Source organism: Nocardia sputi (genome assembly GCF_023501985.1).
In genome coordinates this window covers 17,818-37,836 of the sequence record NZ_JAMFLC010000018.1, presented here as the reverse complement: position 1 = coordinate 37,836, position 20,019 = coordinate 17,818, and the positions used below count along the sequence as shown (strand labels likewise).

The window sequence follows — 20,019 nt, the reverse complement described above, 5'->3', positions numbered from 1 at the left end:
TTGCTGCTGGGCCTATCCTCAGATAGGGCGCATCGGCGCGCAATCCGCTGATCCCCGTGCCGGGCACGTCACAAACGTCGCAGCGCGAAGAACGAAAAGAGGCGAACACCTGCTGTGAGCAGCTCAACTTCCCAGTTCGGACAGAACCAGTGGCTAGTCGACGAGATGTATCAGAAGTTCAAGCAAGACCCATCCTCGGTCGACGAAAGCTGGCACGAGTTCCTGGCCGACTACACGCCTGACGCGAGTGGCGACTCCGGCAACAGCCAGCCCGCGCCCGCGCAGGCTGCCGCTCCCGCACCGGCTCCAACGGCCACCAAGCCCGCCGCCACGCGCAACGACGCCAAGCCCGCCGACGCCAAGCCCGCCCCACCCGCGGCCCCGAAAGCGCCCGCCCCGGCTGCTGCCAAGCCCGCCCCCGCCAAACCGGCCGCGGTGACCGCGCGCACCCCGCAGACCACCCCGGCGCCGACGTCGAACGCCGCGCCGACCTCCGGCCCGAAGCAGGCCGACACCGCTGCCGACGAATCCAAGGTGCTGCGTGGCGCCGCCGCCGCGGTGGCCAAGAACATGGCCGCCTCGCTGAGCATTCCCACCGCGACCAGCGTGCGCGCCATCCCGGCCAAGCTGATGATCGACAACCGCTTGGTCATCAACAACCACCTCGCCCGCACCAGGGGCGGCAAGATCTCCTTCACCCACCTGCTCGGCTACGCCATCGTGCAGGCGGTCAAGGCCTTCCCGAACATGAACCGGCACTACGCCGAGGTCGACGGCAAGCCGCACGCGGTCACCCCCGCGCACACCAACCTCGGCCTCGCCATCGACCTGCCCGGCAAGGACGGCAACCGGTCGCTGGTCGTCGCGGCCATCAAGGGCTGCGAAGCGATGACCTTCGGCCAGTTCCACACCGCCTACGAGGACATCGTCCGCCGCGCCCGCGACGGCAAGCTCACCGCCGAGGACTTCTCCGGTGTCACCATCTCGCTGACCAACCCGGGCACCATCGGCACCGTGCACTCGGTGCCCCGCCTGATGAACGGTCAGGGCGCGATCATCGGCGCGGGCGCGATGGAGTACCCCGCCGAGTTCCAGGGCATGAGCGACGAGCGCATCGCCGAACTGGGCGTCGGCAAGCTGATGACGCTCACCTCCACCTACGACCACCGCATCATTCAGGGCGCGGAGTCCGGCGACTTCTTGCGCACCATCCACCAGCTGCTGATCTCCGACGATTTCTTCGATGAGATCTTCCACGGTCTCGGCGTGCCCTACGAGCCGGTCCGCTGGCGCAAGGACATCCGCGAACGCGGCGTCGACAAGAGCGCGCGCGTGCTGGAGATGATCGCGGCCTACCGCAACCGCGGCCACCTGATGGCCGACACCGATCCGCTGCGGCTGGTCAAGGACAAGTTCCGCAGCCACCCGGACCTGGACGTCACCCAGCACGGCCTGACCCTGTGGGACCTCGACCGCACGTTCAACGTGGCGGGCTTCCACGGCCAGGAGCAGATGAAGCTGCGCGACGTGCTGTCGATTCTGCGCGACGCGTACTGCCGCCACGTCGGCGTCGAGTACACCCACATCCTCGATCCCGAGCAGCTGCAGTGGATCCAGGAGCGGGTCGAGCAGAAGCACGCCAAGCCCACCGTCGCGCAGCAGAAGTACATCCTGAACCGGCTGAACGCCGCGGAGGCCTTCGAGACCTTCCTGCAGACCAAGTACGTCGGGCAGAAGCGTTTCTCGCTCGAGGGCGCCGAGGCCGTCATCCCGATGATGGACGCGGTGATCGACCAGTGCGCCGAGCACAGCCTCGACGAGGTCATCATCGGCATGCCGCACCGCGGCCGGCTCAACGTGCTGGCCAACATCGTCGGCAAGCCGTACTCGAAGATCTTCACCGAGTTCGAGGGCAACATGAACCCGGCCGCCACCCACGGCTCCGGCGACGTGAAGTACCACCTCGGCGCGCAGGGCACCTACCTGCAGATGTTCGGTGACAACGAGATCGAGGTCTCGCTCACCGCCAACCCCTCGCACCTGGAGGCGGTCGACCCGGTCCTGGAGGGCCTGGTCCGCGCCAAGCAGGATCTGCTGGACAAGGGCGACGGGCCGGAGGGCTACTCGGTCGTGCCGCTGATGCTGCACGGTGACGCCGCGTTCGCCGGTCAGGGCGTCGTCGCCGAGACCCTGAACCTCGGTGGCCTGCGCGGCTACCGGGTCGGCGGCACGATCCACATCGTGGTGAACAACCAGATCGGCTTCACCACCGCGCCGGAGAACAGCCGCTCCACCGAGTACTCCACCGACATCGCGAAGTTCATCGGCGCGCCGATCTTCCATGTCAACGGCGACGACCCCGAGGCGTGCGACTGGGTGGCGCGCCTGGCGGTCGACTTCCGGCAGAAGTTCCGCAAGGACGTCGTCATCGACATGATCTGCTATCGCCGCCGCGGACACAACGAGGGCGACGACCCCTCGATGACCCAGCCGTACATGTACGACGTCATCGACACCAAGCGCTCGGTCCGCAAGGCCTACACCGAGAGCCTGATCGGCCGTGGCGACATCTCGCTGAAAGAGGCCGAGGACGCGCTGCGCGACTACCAGGGCCAGCTGGAGCGGGTGTTCAACGAGGTTCGTGAGCTGGAGAAATACTCACCGGGACCGAGCGAATCGGTCGAAGGCGACCAGCCGGTGCCCGCGTCCGTGGTGACCGCCGTCGACAAGCACATCCTGCAGCGCATCGGCGACGCGTTCCTGCACGTGCCCGAGGGCTTCAACGTGCACCCGCGCGTCAAGCCGGTGCTGGAGAAGCGCCGCGAGATGGCCTACGAGGGCAAGGTCGACTGGGCCTTCGCCGAGCTGCTCGCGTTCGGCACCCTGATCGACGAGGGTCGCGCGGTGCGCCTGACCGGTCAGGACTCTCGCCGCGGCACGTTCACCCAGCGGCACGCGGTGATCATCGACCGCAAGACCGCCGAGGAGTACACCCCGCTGCACAACATCGGCAGCGAGAACCCGGGCTGGTTCGCCGTGCACGACTCGGCGCTGAGCGAATTCGCCGCCGTCGGCTTCGAATACGGCTACTCGCTGGGCAACCCCAACGCCCTGGTGTTGTGGGAAGCGCAGTTCGGTGACTTCGTCAACGGCGCGCAGTCGATCATCGACGAGTTCATCTCCTCCGGTGAGGCCAAGTGGGGCCAGCTCTCCGACGTCGTGCTGCTGCTGCCGCACGGCCACGAGGGGCAGGGTCCGGACCACACCTCCGGCCGCATCGAGCGCTTCCTGCAGTTGTGCGCGGAAGGCTCGATGACCGTCGCGGTGCCGTCCACCCCGGCGAACTACTTCCACCTGCTGCGCCGCCACGCATTGGACGGCATCCGCCGCCCGCTGATCGTCTTCACCCCGAAGTCGATGCTGCGCAACAAGGCCGTGGTCTCGGATCTGAAGGACTTCACCGAGAGCAAGTTCCGCTCCGTCTTCGACGAGCCGGCCTACGAGCAGGGCATCGGCGACCGGGCCAAGGTCAAGCGCATCCTGATGACCAGCGGCAAGCTCTACTATGAGCTCGCCGCCGAAAAGGCCAAGCAGAAGCGCGAAGACGTGGCCATCGTGCGCGTCGAACAGCTCTATCCCTTGCCCACCTACCGCCTGAACGAGGCACTCGGCGGCTACCCCAACGCCACCGACATCGCCTGGGTCCAGGAGGAACCGGCCAACCAGGGCGCCTGGCCGTTCTTCGGCCTCAACCTCCCGGAAGTCCTCCCCGACCGCCTCGGCAAACTCCGCCGCATCTCCCGCCGCGCCATGTCGGCCCCGTCCTCGGGGTCCAGCAAGGTCCACGCGGTGGAGCAGGCGGAGATCATCGCCGAAGCGTTCGAACCGACGGCGTAGTCCTTGACCCTGAAATCGGGCCGAATCACTCTCCACAGAGCGATTCGGCCCGATTTCGCGTTTCCAAGGAGTCCACGCCCCGGCCTGAAAGCCGGGGCCTGGCCAGTTCCGACGATCAGGACGGCGCGAGCGCTTTCATCAGCGCAGCGGCAGTAGCCTCGTCGATGCACGTCGGCTTACCACCGTTGTCGGAATGGAATGCACCGCCTTTGGTGTTTCCGGTGAAATAGCACAACGGGAACGCCGGTCTGCCTTCCGGGAAGGTCAGTGGCGGAGCGAGACCGTCGAGAGTCTCGTCGCGCAGTGCGCGCAGCCCCTTGATCACATCCGCGCTCGTCGAAGACGGGGAGAGGTTGGCGGTTTTTGCCGCAGCCAGGAACAACTGCCCGCCTGCCCACGGCCACAGCAGCGGTGAGCTGAAGTCCGCGCTATCCCGAAGCCCCGGAATGTATTTGTCGAGGGCGTCATTGAAGTCCTTGACAGCCGCGATGGATTCGTCGGTGTACAGCGCGTTGGAGCTCGCGAAGATGCTGCCCTCGAAATTCGGGTCCTTCGCCCACCCTTTCTGGAGGGCCGTGCCGAGAGGAGCCTGCACCGGTTTATAACCTTGCTGCGCACACGATGCCGCGATACGCGAGATCGCCTCGACCGAGACAGCGGAGAACAAGGCGTCGACACCCTTGTCTTTGAATGTCAGGCAGGGAGCGATGTAGTTCGGCGCGGCGATCGCGACTTTCTCCGCTGCGAATCCCAGACCAGCCTGTTCGGCCATCGGCTCGAGCATCTGCGGCAGTTGCTCGCAGACCGGGATCTCGGCGCAATAGAAGACGCCGAGGGTCTTCGCGCCCGCCTTCTTTGCCTGGGCCACCTCGCCCAGCATCAGCACCGGCAGCGTGGTGCCGGAGGCGAAGAAGTTCGGATCGGTGATGAACGGGGCATCGACCGGCTGACCGCCGATCACCGGAATGCCCTTGCCGGCGACGTAGCTTTGCCAGCTCGAACTGACCAGGCTGGTTTGGCCGACGATGGCGACAACCTTGTCCTGTTCGACCAGTTTCTTCGCGACGGCCAGCGCCGTGGCCGGATTCTGCTCGTCGTCGTAGGAGATGACTTTGACCGGGTGCCCATTGATTCCACCACGATCGTTGACCCACGACGCCCACGACTGCAGCACGTCGCCGGCGCGTCCCACTGATCCGGCGGCCGGGCCGGTGCAGCTGCAAATCGACCCGATCAGAATCGGGTCGCCCGTGAGCCCGCCGTCGGACACCTTCACCGGGCCGATGGATGTGGACCCGTCGTTCGTCGAGTCGGCGGAACACGACGTGAGCGCGAGCGCTGCCGCCAGCACCGGCGCCACGCACCACAGAAACCTTCTCTTCTTCATTGCTCCACTCCTCTGTGGATACCGGATGTTCGCTACGCCCATGGCCCGGCAACAGTTCCGGGTGGGTGTCCCGCCGGCGATGCCGGCAAGTCTGTGCGTTCGCCGTCCATGCCGAGATAGCTCTGCAGCACGGCATCTCGGTCGATGTCCGCGGTGGGTCCGGCGAACGCGACCGTGCCGCGGCTGAGCAGAACCACGTGGTCGGCCATCGTCAGGGCGTGGTCGACGTACTGCTCGACCAACACGATCGCCGCGCCGGTGGTACGCAGTTCGCGCAGCGCCGTGAAGATCTCGTCCACGACCAGCGGAGCCAGGCCCATGGACACCTCGTCGAGCAGGACGACCGCCGGATCGGCCAGCCAGGCGCGAGCCAGTGCCAGCATCTGCTGCTGCCCGCCCGACAACGAGCCTCCCCGCTGATCAAGCGTCCTCCGCAGCGCCGGGAAGACATCGAGAGCCTCGTCGGCGCCACCTCGGCGCCACGGAGGTGTCAGCAGGCGAAGGTTCTCCCGGACCGTCAAGTCCGCGAATATCCCTCGGTCCTCGGGGATCAAGCACAGGCCCGCGCGGGCACGGCGCGCAGGGCGAGCGCGGGTCAGGTCGGTCCCGCCGATCGCCACAGTCCCCGATCGAGCTCGGAGTAGCCCCGAGGCCACCCGCAGCAGCGTCGACTTTCCGGCGCCGTTCGGCCCGAGCAACGCCGCGACCGACCGAGGCGCAACGGCCAGGTCGACGTCATTGAGGACGATCGTGGAGCCGTATCCGGCTGTGATCGAACGCAATTCGAGTGCGAAATCGGTGCCGCTCATGCTACGGGTTCCTCCAGCCTGCGCTCGACGGTGACCGGCTCGCCGAGGTAGGCGTGCTGCACCACCTCCGAAGCCCGGACCTGCGCGGGCGAGCCCCGGAATATCAGGTGACCGAAGTCGAGTACGAAGATCTCGTCGCAGATCTCGAGCACCAGCGACATGTCATGCTCGACCAGGACGATTCCGACGCCGCGTGCGGCGACGACATGCCGCAGGATCTGCCCGAAGAGCGCGGTCTCCGAACGATCGAGGCCCGCACTCGGCTCGTCGAGCAACAGGATCCGATACGGCCCGGCAAGACATCGGGCGAGTTCCACCAGTCTTCGCTGCCCGGTGGACAGTGCGCCGACACGAGAATGCGCGAGGCATTCGATACCGCACAACGCCATGGCGGAGGCCGCGGCGGTGCGCGTCTTGTGGTAGTGCCCAGGGGCCGCGACCAATTGGGCCAGCGGGTTCGCCCCGGCAAGTGGGCCTTCGGCTCCTATCGCGACGTTCTCGGCGACGGTAAGGGAATCGAACAGCTCTGTCCGCTGAAAGGTTCGCCCGATGCCGAGCCGCGCCCGGTGTGCGGTCGACGCTCGGCTGATCACCCGGTTCTGCAGTCGCACCTCGCCGCTGGCCTGGACGAGTCCGGTGCAGGCATCGAACGTGGTGGTCTTGCCCGCCCCGTTAGGGCCGATGAGCCCGATGATCCGCCCGGTGCGTGCCGCGAACGAGAAGCCGTCGACGGCTACCACACCACCGAAGCGGACCGAAAGATCGCGAACCGCCAGCTCCGCTGCGGGCTGCGCGGTGGATGTTTCCGCCGCGACGACCGCCGATGACCGATCGCGGCGAAACGCGCTGTCCAGCCAGGACCGGATCGGTCCGGGTACCTCCAGGCGGCTCGCGGTGGCGGCACGAAGCACCACCAGGATGCCGAACACGACCTGGAGCCACTGCGACATCCCGGCGACCGCGACATAGGACGGCACCAGGACCAGCGCCGCCGCGGCCAGCAGCGAATACCACGGCTCCCGGCCCACCACGATGACGATGACCGCGAAATAGGTGACCGACAGCAGCGGCGGGTAATCGATCGCCGAGGCGGTGGTGCGGGCCATTCCGGCGAGTGCGCCTCCCAACGCCGCTAGGAATGCCGAAACGCAGAAGACGAGAACGCGCGTGACTTCGATCGTGACACCGTTGGTCCGCAAGGCGGTCGGCGATTCGGCCAGACCCCGGAGCAATCGTCCCAGCCTGCTCTTGTCCAGCGCCACTATCAGCAGGGTGCCCACCGTGGCCAGCACCAGCACGAGCCGGTAGAACGCCGGGTCGGAGTCGAGCCCGAATACGCTGGGGCGCGGCATCTTCAGGCCGAGACCACTGGTGCCGAACATATAGGGCTGGGAGTAGAACATCACTTGCAGCACGACGCCGAATCCGAAGGTCGCCAACGCCAGATACAGGCCACTGAGGCGAATGGCTGGAATCGACAACACCGCACCGATCGGCACGACGACGAGTCCGCAACCGATGAGCGCGAGCGGCCAGGGCAACCCCCAATCGACAGCGAAGTGCGAGAACGCGCAGGCGCCGATCGCGGTGAACGCCACGTGGCACAGCGAGACCTGGCCAGACGTCCGGACCAGCAGGCCGAGCGACAGAAGGACGAGCGTCATCGCCAGGGCCACGGTCCAATCCGTCAGGTGGATGCCCGCGAATGAGGGAACCAGCGCGAGCACCACGAACACCATGGCCCCGCCAACGGATTGCAACAGTGGCGGAGCAGTCCAGCCGGATCGGATCCGCCGGACTGCCCGGTCCCGGTCCACCAGGTACCGACGCGGCATCACCAGCAATACGAGGAACAGCGCCAAGAACGGCAATGCGGCGGGAACTCCCGCAGCGAGCCCGGTGGTGAAGTAGCGAGTGGCCAGCGCGGCCAGCACCCCGATGAGCAGTCCTCCGCCGAAAGTCCATGGCAAACTGGTGAATCGGCCGATGGCCGCCGCTCCGAACGCCTGGACGACCAGCAACGTCAACTGCATGGGATCGAGCGGAATCAACGGCGCGAACAGCACGCCGGAAAGCGACGCCAACCCCGTGCCGACACACCAGGCCCATCGTCGCGTGCCGGCCGGGCTGGTTCCGGCCAGGTCCAGCAAGGCCGCATTCCCCACGACCGCACGCATGGCGATGCCGCGTCGCGTGAACCGCAGCGCGGCCGACAACGCGGCGGTCGCGACTACCGCGACCCCGAACGTGGTGACATCCGACCACTGCACCCGCACACCGAAGGCGGCGAATCCGCCCTGCGGCAGAAAGATCGGAACGATGCGTGTCGTCGTCCGCCCGTAGAACAGCGTCACCCCCGCCTCGACAACCAGCAGAATGCCGACCGTCGCGGCGATTCGCAATTCCACTGTCGCCCGGTCGACGACACGGGCCAGCAACTCTAGCGCCAACCCCAAGGCCGGACCGACGCCGAGAACACAGATCGCGGCGGCCAGCTGCCAGGCGACGCCATTGACAACGTGCAATGTGTAGAACGCGTACGCCGACACCGTAGCCATGGCACCGTGGGCGAAGTTGAAGACTCCCGACGTCTTGTAAGTGAGCACCAAACCCACCGCGGCCAGTCCATAGACCGAGCCGGATACGATTCCCGCGATCACGAACGGCAAGAGATCTGCCATGATGTACTCCAATTTTCGCTGATCATCGACACGGCGAGACCGTGCGGAGGCGTCGGCGCAGTCCGGCCCGACCGGGTCGGCTGCTTATCGCGTGACCACCTCACACGAAAGGGGTGTCAGCGCTCTTTGGTATAAATGGCCCTATCGAGGAGCAACTGGACGATCGACTTGTTCATGCCGTCTCCGGTGTTCGATGAACAGATGACACGCACTGGGGTCAACGCGTGCCAGTCAGTGTTGATCGTTGTCCCGCGCCACGCCAGGCAATCCCCTGGCTTCTGCCTCGCAACAGAATTCGACAGGACCAAAACGTAAGTCGGAAGGCGAGGTCGATGGTTCAGCCGCCGAGTTCAGCTATCTGCCGAACGGCCAACTGCGTGCCGTATCTCCCGCCGCGCCCATGTCGCCCCGCTCCCCGGGGGCCAGCAAGGTCCACGGTGGAACAGGTGGAGATCATCGCCGAAGCGTTCGAGCCAACTGGTAGTCCCTGATCCGAAAGCCGGGCCAGATCACTCCCTCCGGCGGAGTGGTTCGGCCCGGCTTCACGTTTCCGGAGCACGACCGTTCACGCCTGACTGGGCCGAACTGTCACGGCGGAGAAGTGCGTCGTCTATGGCCGTTTCCTCGCACGGCTTTCCGATGTGAAACCGACCTCTGTGCACAGTTCCGAGCGCGGCGACGCTACGAGGGCGCCTTCGCGCAGCGTAACCGACGCCCGCATCATCCAAAGGTTCGGTGCCGTCCTGAAACCCAGGCGGCTACGCTACGGTGCCAGCGCTTTTCGTGGCGGAGTATGCCGCCGCAGGAATTCACGCTGCGCCTCCGCGGTGGGAATCAGCAGGCTGCGGCGGACATTGAGAAAGCCCGACAGGTCGTCGGAGACGACGAATACCTCCATCGCACCGACACTCACACAAAACGGCGCTTGCCGCCGCAGGTCCCGGTACTGACCGACCAATACTGGAACTCAGTCGCGCGCGGCACGGGAACCGACGAGTCCGAGAAGGCGCGGAGCAGCGCGGTCACCTCATCAGCCTCCGGCTTCGCCTGGTACCGCCGCGCGTGGGCCGCGTATCGGATCACGTCAAGGATCCAGTGAAGACGCCACGTCCGGAGGCCGCGGACTGCCTCGAGTCTTTGCGGGATTCACCGATCGCCACCGCGCTCGGTGACGCCGATGGCGCGAGCGAGCAGGCCAAGATCGTGATGGAGAAGCATGGGCCCCGCGTGCCCGGCAACAGAAGTCAGCACTTGGGCGTGAGCGGGGTACACAAAGGCAGCAGGTTCATGCGGCCCGGGGTTTCCGTGGCGGTCGGCGGTGGAGGAACTTCCTCTGTGATGGGCACGGGGGCTTGTGACGGTCGTACAGCGCCGCCTGTCGGGGTCGAGCAGGAGGCGGCCAGTACCCAGATGGTGCCGATGACGAGCACGATCAGTGCCACCGCGGCGATCTGTTGAGAGCGGTGGCCGCGTGACTGCGGTTTCTCGGATGGGCGGCCGGGGGTACGTGCGGGCAGGGTGGTTATGCGTCGGAGGTCCGCGATTCGTGGGCGGCGCTCGAGGACAGTGGTTGGCGAGGGGCGGCGCAATGGCTCAGGTTGGGGACTGGGCGTGGACCACGATGGGGGGCGGTTCGGCGGAGGTGCCGGTGTGGGGCGCGGGGGAAGTGGTCGATCGGGAGCGGGTTCGATCCACGACGACCAGCTATCCGTGAACGACGACGGTTCGGGCGCTGATTGTGCAGCCGGATCGAGTGCCTCGCCGGAGGGCGAGGATTCTGTTGGTTCCGGTGCGTGGGGCTCGGCCGCGACGGGCCGTATCGACGCTACGAATCCTGTTGCGGAGCGTTCCGGTGCATAGGATTCGGGCTCGACAGGTTCCTCTCGCGCGGGTCGCACCGCGAGCCTGCCTTCGAAGCGAGGCGGCTTCGCTGTCCATTGCGCGTGGTCATCTTCTGGCACCTCCACGGATCCGCGCGGCTGCGCATGCTCCGGAGAGGACGACGAGTGGTGCGTTTCTTCGCGATCGTCCAGATCGGGGTGGACGGTCGTACTCGGCAACGCGGGCTCCGACGTTGCGGGTTCCGGCGCGAGGAATTCCGGTGCGAAAGGGTCCGGTTCGGCCGGTCGTGTCCGCGCATCGGGCGAAATCTGCGCGGGATGTGCCGTGGCCACCTCGGCGGTGTCGTCGGGCACGTCCACGTATTCGACCGACTGCTGAGCCGTCGACAAGGATCCGTTCACGTGCTGTCCGCTTTGCGCACTGCCTTGCGTCGGCGGCAGGGGCTCCAAGACTTCGGGTTCCTTGATATCAGGTTCCGAGGCGTCGGGCTCCGAAGCGTCGGTTCGCGGCCGCGCGGGCATCGCAGACAACGGCGGCGTCGATCGTTCTGGCCCCGATGCTATTCGATCGACTTCGTCCGGCTCGACATCGCGCTCCGAGTGCTCGGATGCTGTCGGTTGCGCAGCAAGGGGTGCCACGTCCGACGACTCGAGAACGCTTTCCGTTGACGGCGCGTCCGAACTTTCCGGTCCCTCAGCCTTTTCCGAGATCCCGACAGAATGGCTGCCGTCGACCGCACGCGTCCTGCGCGTGACGCTGTCCAGCGCCGCCAGCGTCCCGGCCCGCAACTTCTGTTCCGGCGGGAAACCGTCCGCCACCAGATCATCGACGGTCACCTGATCGCCCAGGTTCAAATCGGCGAGCAGGGTGTGCGTGCGTTCGGCGGTCCAGACGAGTTTGCGTCCGGCGGTGCGGTGGAACCAGGCACGGAGGTCGACGGCGCCGGCTCCGAGCACTACTCCGCAACCGCGGCGACGCGATTCGATGTTCAGCGTGAGGGACGATTCGTCGGGCGGAACCACGACGATCAACCCGTCGACGGAAGCTTCGGCGTGGTGTTTGCGGACCAGCGCCTGCAGGTTGACGACGTTGCTGGTCACCTGATCGAACGGGCTGCTGTCGTTGTCGCGCACCCGCATCGGGTCGCCCGCGAAGCCGGACAGTCGCCACCGTCCGTTGGCCTGTACCGAGAGGACGCCGGTGGTGGCTTCCGGCACGGTGTCGCGCACCTCGATCACCACCGCGGCCCGCGGTGTGATCACCACCAGATCGGCTTCCTGCGTCTCGCCCTTGCGGTCGCGGTCGGGTAAGTAGCACCCGGAGATCGCCAGGCCCACAATGACGTACTGTCCGGTCCAGTTCCGCATCCAGTGGAGCACACGCTGCTCGGAGCGCGGCGCCGTCGTTCGCTCATTGATGACCAACATCGGCGGCCTCCATCGCCGTCCCACACCATCGACCACCCAAAGGTATGCGCCCGTGCACGCGGTACAAAATCGAAAGGCACTGTAAGAGCAGGGCATTGGCGACAAAAGGGCATGCTACGGACAGCGTGGCGACAGAGGGTGGTGACGGGGCTCACCCTCGGCCCACCACGGCTCACTTCGCCGTAAGCCGGGGCCGAAGGCCCGCGGTCAGCTGCGCAATGCCGCCGCCAAAGCGGGGTCGACCGAAAACGCTATGGCGATCAAGGATTCGACCAAGAGATCGATGAGCTGTTCACGCGGAATCGGCTCGGTGCGCAACCACGTGAGGGTGGACTCCTCGACGAACGCGATCCAGCCGCGCATGGCGAGCATGAGGCGGGGATGGTCGGACTCGGAGACGGGCACCGGCGTTTCGGCGAGGATGATGCCGATGATGGCGTCGCGCGTCTGGTCGACCAACGGAGCCAGCTCGGGGCTGACGCTGGTGGGGCCACGCAGGAGCGCGAGATATGAGGTGCGGTTCTCGGTGACGTACTCGATGTAGCGCTCGATGGAGTCGCGCAGCATCTCGAACAGACCGAGGCTCGGGTCGGGGGCGACGCGTTCGAGGAGCTCGGCGTTGGCGTGGTGCACGATCGCCAGCTGGAAATCCTGCTTGGTCGGGAAGTAGTGGAACAGCAGCCCGCGGGAGATGCCGGCCTGGGCCGCGATCTCACTGACCGAGATGTCCTCGATGGCGCGCTCACCGAGCATCTTGGCACCCAGAGTGATCAGCTGCTCCCGGCGCTCCTCGGGGCTGAGCCGCGTGCGCTTGGGGGCGTCTGGCTGGGTTGTGGTCACCGGCCCATCCTACTGAACGGAAGTCAATACACTGTTGACTGGTGCTCAATAGCGCCGTAGGCTGCTTTATATGAGTCGCAAGGTCACAGACAAAGCTGTCGCCAGTCGACCCACGCGCCACGCCAGGACGATCATCATCGGCAGTGGGTTCGCGGGTCTGGGTCTGGCCATCCGGCTGACCCAGCAGGGTCGCAACGATTTCCTCGTGCTGGAACGCGGCAGCGATGTCGGCGGCACCTGGCGCGACAACACCTACCCCGGCGCGGCCTGCGACGTTCCCTCGCACCTGTACTCGTACTCGTTCGCGCTGAACCCGGACTGGTCGCGGTCGTTCTCCCGCCAAGGTGAGATCCAGCAGTACATCCAGGACGCGTCGAAGCGCTACGACGTGCGCGACAAGCACATCTTCGACTGTGACGTGACCAGCGCCCGCTGGAACAACGAGACCGCGCTCTGGGAGATCGAGTCGAGCAAGGGCAGTTTCACCGCGAACACGGTGGTCTCGGCGGTCGGCGCGCTGTGCGAGCCCGCGCTGCCGGACATCAAGGGCATCGGAGAGTTCGAAGGCGAGATCTTCCACTCCGCCCGCTGGAACCACGACGCCGACCTCACCGGCAAGCGGGTCGCCATCATCGGCACCGGCGCGTCGGCCATCCAGATCGTGCCCGCCATCGCCCCGAAGGTCGGCCATCTGGACGTCTACCAGCGCACCGCGCCGTGGCTGCTGCCGCGTTTGGACCGCCCGTACACGAAGGCCGAGCGACTGGCCTTCAAGCACGTGCCGGGTCTGCAGCGACTATCTCGCGCGGCGATCTATGCCGCACGGGAGACCCAAGTGGTCGGCCTGGCCAAGTTCCCCGCGTTCATGCAGTTGTTCGAGGCGATCGCGAAGGCCAAGCTGCGTTACGAGATCCGCGATCCGCGACTGCGCGCCAAGGTCACGCCGAACTTCCGGATCGGCTGCAAGCGAATGCTGATCTCCAACGACTACTACCCCGCGCTGACACGACCCAATGTCGACGTGGTCACCGATCGCATCGCCGAAGTGCGCAAGAACTCGATCGTCACCGAGGACGGCACCGAGCGCGAGATCGACGCGCTGATCGTGGCGACCGGCTTCCACGTCACCGATTCGCCGACCTACGACACGATCGCAGGCCGCGACGGCCGCACGCTGTCGGAGGTGTTCGACGAGATCGGCCAGCAGGGCTACAAGGGCGCCTCGATCGCCAACTTCCCCAATCTGTTCTTCCTGCTCGGTCCGAACGTCGGCCTCGGGCACACCTCGATGGTGTACATGATCGAATCGCAGATCAACTACATCGCCGACGCACTGGCCACCATCGACCGCCTGGACCTGCGTACCGTGGAAGTGCGCCGCGACGTGCAGGATGCCTACAACTCCGAACTGCAGGCGAAGCTGGCCGGAAGCGTCTGGCTGACCGGCGGGTGCTCGAGCTGGTACCTGGACAAGCACGGCAACAACACCACGCTGTGGCCGGACTGGACCTTCGAATTCCGCAGGCTCACCAGGACTTTCGACGTGGCGGCGTATGACATCTCCATTTCCCGAGCCGATTTGAAAGCAGTGGCATCGTGAGCAGTGACGCTTACTTCAAGAACGACGCTTACTTCAAGAACAAGGTCTGTGTGATCACCGGAGCGGGCTCCGGGATCGGCCGCGCGCTGGCGGTGAATCTGGCCCGGCGCGGCGCCAAACTGGCGTTGTCGGATATCGACGTCGAGGGCCTGGCCGAGACCACGCGCCGCTGCGAGCAGCTCGGCGCGCAGGTGAAGTCCGACCGCGTGAACGTGGTCGAACGCGAAGCGGTCATCCTCTACGCCGACGCGGTGAAAGCGCACTTCGGCACGGTGCACCAGGTCTACAACAACGCGGGCATCGCCCACCACGGCGAGGTCATCCGTTCGGAGTACAAGGACTTCGAGCGCGTGATGGACGTCGATTTCTGGGGTGTCGTCAACGGCACCAAGGCGTTCCTGCCGATGGTCATCGAGTCCGGCGACGGCCACATCGTCAACGTGTCGAGCCTGTTCGGCCTGATCGCGATCCCCGGCCAGAGCGCCTACAACGCGGCGAAGTTCGCGGTGCGCGGCTTCACCGAGTCGCTGCGCCAGGAGATGCTGGTCGCGCGGCATCCGGTGCGGGTCACCTGTGTGCACCCCGGCGGCATCAAGACCGCGGTCGCGCGCAACGCCACCTACGCCGAGGGCATCGACAGCAAGTCGGCCGCCTCGATGTTCGACAAGAAACTGGCCATCCACACCGCCGAGATGGCGGCGCAGACCATTACCGAGGGCGTGCGCAAGGGGCACGGCCGCGTGCTGATCGGCTGGGAGGCCAAGCTGCTGGATCTGTTCGTGCGGGTGACCGCGTCGGGCTACCAGCGGATCGCGGCCAACGTCGAACGCCGCTTCCTGCCCTGACGAGGAACGGCGATGCGAGACATGAACCTTCCGCTGCCCCTCGCGCGGGCGGTGTTGAATCCGATCTTCCGGGTCACGCTGAACAAGCGGTTGCCGTTTCCGATGCAGCGCAGGCTACTCGACGTGAGTTCGCGGGCGCAGTTGCTGCCCGCGGGCGCCGTCGTGCGGCCGCTGCGGCTGGGCGGTAGGCCCGCCGAGCGGATCGGTTTCGCGGACACGTCCGACGACGGCGCGGTCCTCTATCTCCACGGGGGCGGCTACGCGGTCGGCTCACTGGCGACGCACCGCTCGCTGGCCGCCCGGTTGGCGCGAGACACCGGCTACGCGGTCTACGTGCTGGACTACCGCCTCGCGCCGGAGCACCCGTTTCCCGCGGCCCTGGACGACGCCGAGGCGGCATTCCTGGAACTGGTGGCGAGCGCGGGCTTGCAGCCGGGCCGGATCGCCGTCTCCGGCGATTCCGCGGGCGGCGGCCTGTCGCTCGCGCTGGCGCAACGCCTGATCGCCCGGCACGGGCAGACCCCGGCCGCTCTCGGCTTGATCGCACCGTGGGCCGACCCCAACGAGATCCCGGAGCGAGAACGCGACCTGGTGATCAACAAGCCGTGGTCACGCGCTTGTGCTGCCGCCTACCTGGGCGAGGGCGACTCGGCCGATCCGGCTTACGCCCCGCTGACCGGCGAGCTGCGTGGCCTGCCCCCGACCTACGTGCAGGTGGACGTCAGCGAACTGCTGCACAACCAGTGCGTCGCACTGGTCGCCGCACTGCGCGCGGCGGGTGTGCACGTCCGCTTCACCGAGAGCAAGGGATTGTGGCACGTCGCACAGCTGCAGGCCGCCCTGGCGGCGCCCGCCGCGGCCGCGCTGGGCGAACTCGCCGGGTTCCTTCGCGAAGCGATTCAACCGGCGGACCTGCGCGAACTAGGATGAGACCCGTGCGGGTCCCTACCCTGCGGTGATGTACGGAGGCGATTTCGGTGGTCGACCTCACGGCCCCGGCGCAGGTGTCGTAGATTACTGGCGAGTAAACCCACGTGGAAGGGCACTGATGCGAGAGTTCGAAGTCCCGGCTTCTTACACCATTCCGGATGACGCGAACAATTCCGACAACGTCTTCCGCCATGCCGAGCAGTCGCCGAACACGGTGCTGTTCAACGTGCCGAACGGCAGTGGCGGCTGGCGGGATGTCACCGCCGCCGAGTTCGCGGCAACCGTTACCGGCGTGGCGAAAGGCCTGATCGCTTCGGGTCTGGAACTCGGTGATCGCGTCGCCATCATGGCCCCCACGCGCTACGAGTGGGCCGTCCTCGATTTCGCCATCTGGGCCGCGGGCGGCTGCACCGTCGCGATCTACGACAGTTCCGCCGCCGAGCAGGCCAAGTGGATCCTGCAGGACTCGGCCACCAAGCTGTTGATCCTCGACAGCGACAAGCACCGCAAGGTGATCGACGAGATCGAATCCGGGTCGCTGCCGGACCTGCGGGAGATCCTGCAGATCGACAAGGGCGCGCTGGACGAACTGATCGGCCGCGGCGCCGACACCGACGACCAGGCCGTGCACGACCGTCGCGCTCAGGTCGGCGCGCAGTCGCCGGCCACCCTGATCTACACCTCGGGCACCACGGGCCGCCCGAAGGGCGTCATGCTGACCCACGCGAACCTGTACGCGGAGTCCAAGTCCGACCGGATCGCGCTGCACAAGTACGTCACCGAGGGCAAGAAGACCCTCATGTTCCTGCCGCTGGCGCATGTCTTCGCCCGCGCCGTCGCGCTGGCCGCGTTCGACGCGAAGGTGATCGTCGCGCATACCGCCGACTGGTCCACCCTGGTCGAGCAGTTCGGCAGCTACCGCCCGCACTTCATCCTCTCGGTGCCCCGGGTGTTCGAGAAGGTGTTCAACAGCGCCAAACAGAAGGCGCACGACGGCGGCAAGGGCAAGATCTTCGACGCAGCCGCCGCTACCGCGATCGCGTGGAGCGAGTCGCTCGACAACGGCGGCCCCGGCGTCGGCCTCAAGCTCAAGCACGCCCTGTTCGACAAGCTGGTCTACAGCAAGCTGCGCGCGGCGCTCGGCGGCCAGTGCGAGGCGGCCGTCTCCGGCGGCGGTCCGCTCGGTGCGCGGCTCGGCCATTTCTTCCGCGGCGTCGGCGTGACCATCTATGAGGGCTACGGTCTCACCGAGACCACCGCGGCCATCGCGGTCAACACCCCGGAACACATCCGGGTCGGCTCGGTCGGGCGGCCGATCGAGGGCCACGCCGCCAAGATCGCCGAGGACGGCGAGCTGCTGCTGCGCGGTTCGGTCGTGTTCAGCGGCTACTGGGGCAACGCGGAGGCCACCGAGGACGCGTTCGAGAACGGCTGGTTCAAGACCGGTGACCTCGGCGCGATCGATGGCGACGGCTTCATCACCATCACCGGCCGCAAGAAGGAGATCATCGTCACCGCCGGTGGCAAGAACGTCTCCCCCGCGCTGCTGGAGGACTCGCTGCGCGCGCATCCGCTGATCAGCCAGGTGATGGTGGTCGGCGACGGCCAGCCGTTCATCGGCGCGCTGATCACGCTGGATCCGGAGTCGCTGCCGGGCTGGAAGGAACGCCACAACCTGCCCGCCGATACCCCGATCGAGAAGCTGATCGAAAACCCGGATCTGCTCGCCGAGGTGAACGCGGCGGTGGCCGAGACCAACAAGAAGGTCTCGCACGCCGAGCAGATCAAGAAGACGCGTCTGCTGACCATCGACTGGACCCAGGAGACCGGCGAGCTCACCCCGAAGATGTCGCTCAAGCGCGCGGTCGTGATGAAGCAGCACGCCGACGACGTGGCGAGCATCTACCACTGAGCAACGCCGAAGGCGCTGTCGGCGAACTGTTCGCGGACAGCGCCTTTCGCGTGTGCGGAGGTGCCACAGCCGCATCCGAAGAGATCGGGCGCCGGAACGGGACGGTAACCGACGTGGTGATCGTCCTTCGGGCATCGGCCGCGGGGGCCGACCGGCAGTAGTCTCGATTCCATGGCCGATCTGCGATTGCGCGTGGTGGCGGGGGTCGTCTCGGCGGGACTGGCGCTGGGCGTGGCCGAATTGTTCGCGGCTTTCTCCGGCCCCGACCGCGCTCCGCTCAACGCGCTCGGCTCGGCGGTGGTCGACCACACGCCCGACGGGTTGCGCGAGTGGGCCATCACCACGTTCGGCACGAACGACAAGGCCGTGCTGTACCTGGTCATGGGTGCTATCGCGGTGCTGGTCGCCGCAGTGGCAGGAGCGATCGAACGGACAACCCGCGCCGCCGGGTCGTGGTTGTTCGTCGTCTTCGGGGTGGTCGCGGTGTGGGCGGCCGTCGCGCGCGGCGGTCTGTCCGCCGCGCTGCCGACTGTCGTCGGCGTCGCCGTGGGCATCTATGCGCTGCGGGCGCTGACCCGTCGCATCGACGTGGCGATCGAAGAGTCATCTGCCGAGACCCGCTCGGACGGAGGCGAACTCGCCGTGGACGAAGCCGCGCCGACAGGACCGGGCCGGGACCACGCCTCGTCCGTCATCGGCACATCGCAGCGTCGGTCGCCGGAACGAAGGCAGGTCCTGCAGGGTTTGCTGGTGGCCGGCGGGTTGGCTGTGGTCACCGGGGTCGGCGGACGAATGCTCGGCGCGCGGCGCGGCGACGTTTCCGGTGAGCGCGCCGCCGTGCGCTTGCCGGAGCCGACCGCCCCCAGCGAGCCTCTCGCGCCCGGCGTGGATCTTCGTCTCCCAGGACTGACGCCGTATCTCACCGCGAACGACGACTTCTACCGGATCGATACCGCGCTGATCGTTCCGCAGGTGTCCAAGGACGACTGGGAGCTGCGCATCCACGGCATGGTCGACCGCGAAATCCGGTTGAGCTGGGCGGATCTGGCGAGCCGCCCGATCGAGGAGCGCATGGTCACGCTGGCGTGCGTGTCGAATCCGATCGGCGGCGACCTGATCGGCAACGCGCGCTGGCTCGGCTACCGCGTGGATCAACTGCTCGCCGAGGCCCGGCCGCACCCCGACGCCGACATGGTGCTCTCGCGCAGCGCCGACGGGTGGACCGCGGGCACTCCGCTGGCGGCGCTCACCGACGGACGCGATGCTCTGCTCGCGATCGGCATGAACGGCGAACCCCTGCCGGTGCAGCACGGCTACCCGGCCCGGTTGGTCGTGCCCGGTCTCTACGGGTACGTCTCGGCCACCAAATGGGTGACCGAACTGGAAGTCACCCGTTTCGACCGCGCCACCGCATACTGGACCCGTCGCGGCTGGTCGGCGCTCGGCCCGATCAAGACCGGCACCCGCATCGACACCCCCCGCGCCCGCGGTCGCCTCCAGCCCGGCCGCGTTCCGGTCGCCGGTGTCGCGTGGGCACAGCATCGCGGCATCCGCGCGGTCGAAGTTCAGATCGACAACGGCCCCTGGCAGCAGGCTCGTCTCTCCGCGGAACAATCCACCGATACCTGGCGCCAGTGGGTCTTCGACTGGGACGCCACCTCCGGCCCGCACACCATCCGCGCCCGCGCCACCGACGCGACCGGCGAAACCCAGACCGCCGAACGCCGCGACGTGATTCCTGACGGCGCCACCGGCCACCCCTCGGTCACGGTCAGCGTGGGCTGACTCGGATCGCGGGATGGTCCGTAGTGACAGGCAGTGAACGCTCATGGACCCGATAGGATCGAGC

Annotated in this window: 12 protein-coding genes; 6 read left to right on the top strand and 6 right to left on the bottom strand. The window is 66.9% G+C overall.

Annotated elements, in window-relative coordinates; genetic code table 11:
- Positions 1-165 precede the first annotated feature (165 nt).
- Complete coding sequence (locus M8859_RS23040; RefSeq protein WP_249644845.1) at positions 166-3,897, top strand: multifunctional oxoglutarate decarboxylase/oxoglutarate dehydrogenase thiamine pyrophosphate-binding subunit/dihydrolipoyllysine-residue succinyltransferase subunit; 3,732 nt, start codon at positions 166-168, stop codon at positions 3,895-3,897.
- Positions 3,898-4,012: 115 nt separating this feature from the next.
- On the opposite strand, the gene M8859_RS23035 is transcribed toward M8859_RS23040, so the two are convergent.
- The 6 genes from M8859_RS23035 to M8859_RS23015 all read right to left on the bottom strand — a co-directional run bounded on the left by M8859_RS23035 (position 4,013) and on the right by M8859_RS23015 (position 12,883).
- Positions 4,013-5,284, bottom strand: a complete 1,272-nt coding sequence (locus M8859_RS23035; RefSeq protein ID WP_159920456.1) for an ABC transporter substrate-binding protein — start codon at positions 5,282-5,284, stop codon at positions 4,013-4,015.
- 32 nt (positions 5,285-5,316) lie between these two features.
- Complete coding sequence (locus M8859_RS23030) at positions 5,317-6,093, bottom strand: ABC transporter ATP-binding protein (RefSeq protein WP_249644805.1); 777 nt, start codon at positions 6,091-6,093, stop codon at positions 5,317-5,319.
- On the bottom strand, positions 6,090-8,774 hold the full coding sequence (locus M8859_RS23025; RefSeq protein ID WP_195069534.1) for an ABC transporter permease subunit: 2,685 nt from the start codon (positions 8,772-8,774) through the stop codon (positions 6,090-6,092). Before M8859_RS23025 ends, M8859_RS23030 begins: the two co-directional genes overlap by 4 nt.
- Before the next feature lie 763 nt (positions 8,775-9,537).
- Positions 9,538-9,672 carry a hypothetical protein gene (locus M8859_RS36935; RefSeq protein WP_255466127.1) on the bottom strand — a complete coding sequence of 45 codons (135 nt, stop codon included), beginning with the start codon at positions 9,670-9,672 and terminating at the stop codon, positions 9,538-9,540.
- 346 nt (positions 9,673-10,018) lie between these two features.
- On the bottom strand, positions 10,019-12,139 hold the full coding sequence (locus M8859_RS23020; protein ID WP_249644844.1) for a nuclease-related domain-containing protein: 2,121 nt from the start codon (positions 12,137-12,139) through the stop codon (positions 10,019-10,021).
- A 111-nt stretch (positions 12,140-12,250) separates the two neighbouring features.
- Positions 12,251-12,883: a TetR/AcrR family transcriptional regulator gene (locus M8859_RS23015; protein WP_159920448.1), complete on the bottom strand. Its 633-nt coding sequence runs from the start codon at positions 12,881-12,883 to the stop codon at positions 12,251-12,253.
- Between the two features lie 70 nt (positions 12,884-12,953).
- Here M8859_RS23015 and M8859_RS23010 point away from each other — a divergent pair, with 70 nt between their 5' ends.
- From M8859_RS23010 to M8859_RS22990, 5 genes are all read left to right on the top strand, one after another.
- Complete coding sequence (locus M8859_RS23010; RefSeq protein ID WP_195069536.1) at positions 12,954-14,483, top strand: flavin-containing monooxygenase; 1,530 nt, start codon at positions 12,954-12,956, stop codon at positions 14,481-14,483.
- Complete coding sequence (locus M8859_RS23005; protein ID WP_195069537.1) at positions 14,480-15,328, top strand: SDR family NAD(P)-dependent oxidoreductase; 849 nt, start codon at positions 14,480-14,482, stop codon at positions 15,326-15,328. The genes M8859_RS23010 and M8859_RS23005 overlap by 4 nt, the downstream gene beginning before the upstream one ends.
- 12 nt (positions 15,329-15,340) lie before the next feature.
- Positions 15,341-16,258, top strand: coding sequence for an alpha/beta hydrolase (locus M8859_RS23000; protein ID WP_159920442.1), 918 nt, complete (start codon positions 15,341-15,343; stop codon positions 16,256-16,258).
- A gap of 118 nt (positions 16,259-16,376) precedes the next feature.
- Entirely contained in the window at positions 16,377-18,170 is a 1,794-nt protein-coding gene (locus tag M8859_RS22995; RefSeq protein WP_159920440.1) for an AMP-dependent synthetase/ligase, read from the top strand.
- Between the two features lie 171 nt (positions 18,171-18,341).
- Positions 18,342-19,955 (top strand): molybdopterin-dependent oxidoreductase, encoded by a 1,614-nt coding sequence (locus M8859_RS22990; protein ID WP_195069538.1) that lies wholly within the window; start codon positions 18,342-18,344, stop codon positions 19,953-19,955.
- The last annotated feature ends 64 nt before the right edge of the window (positions 19,956-20,019 follow it).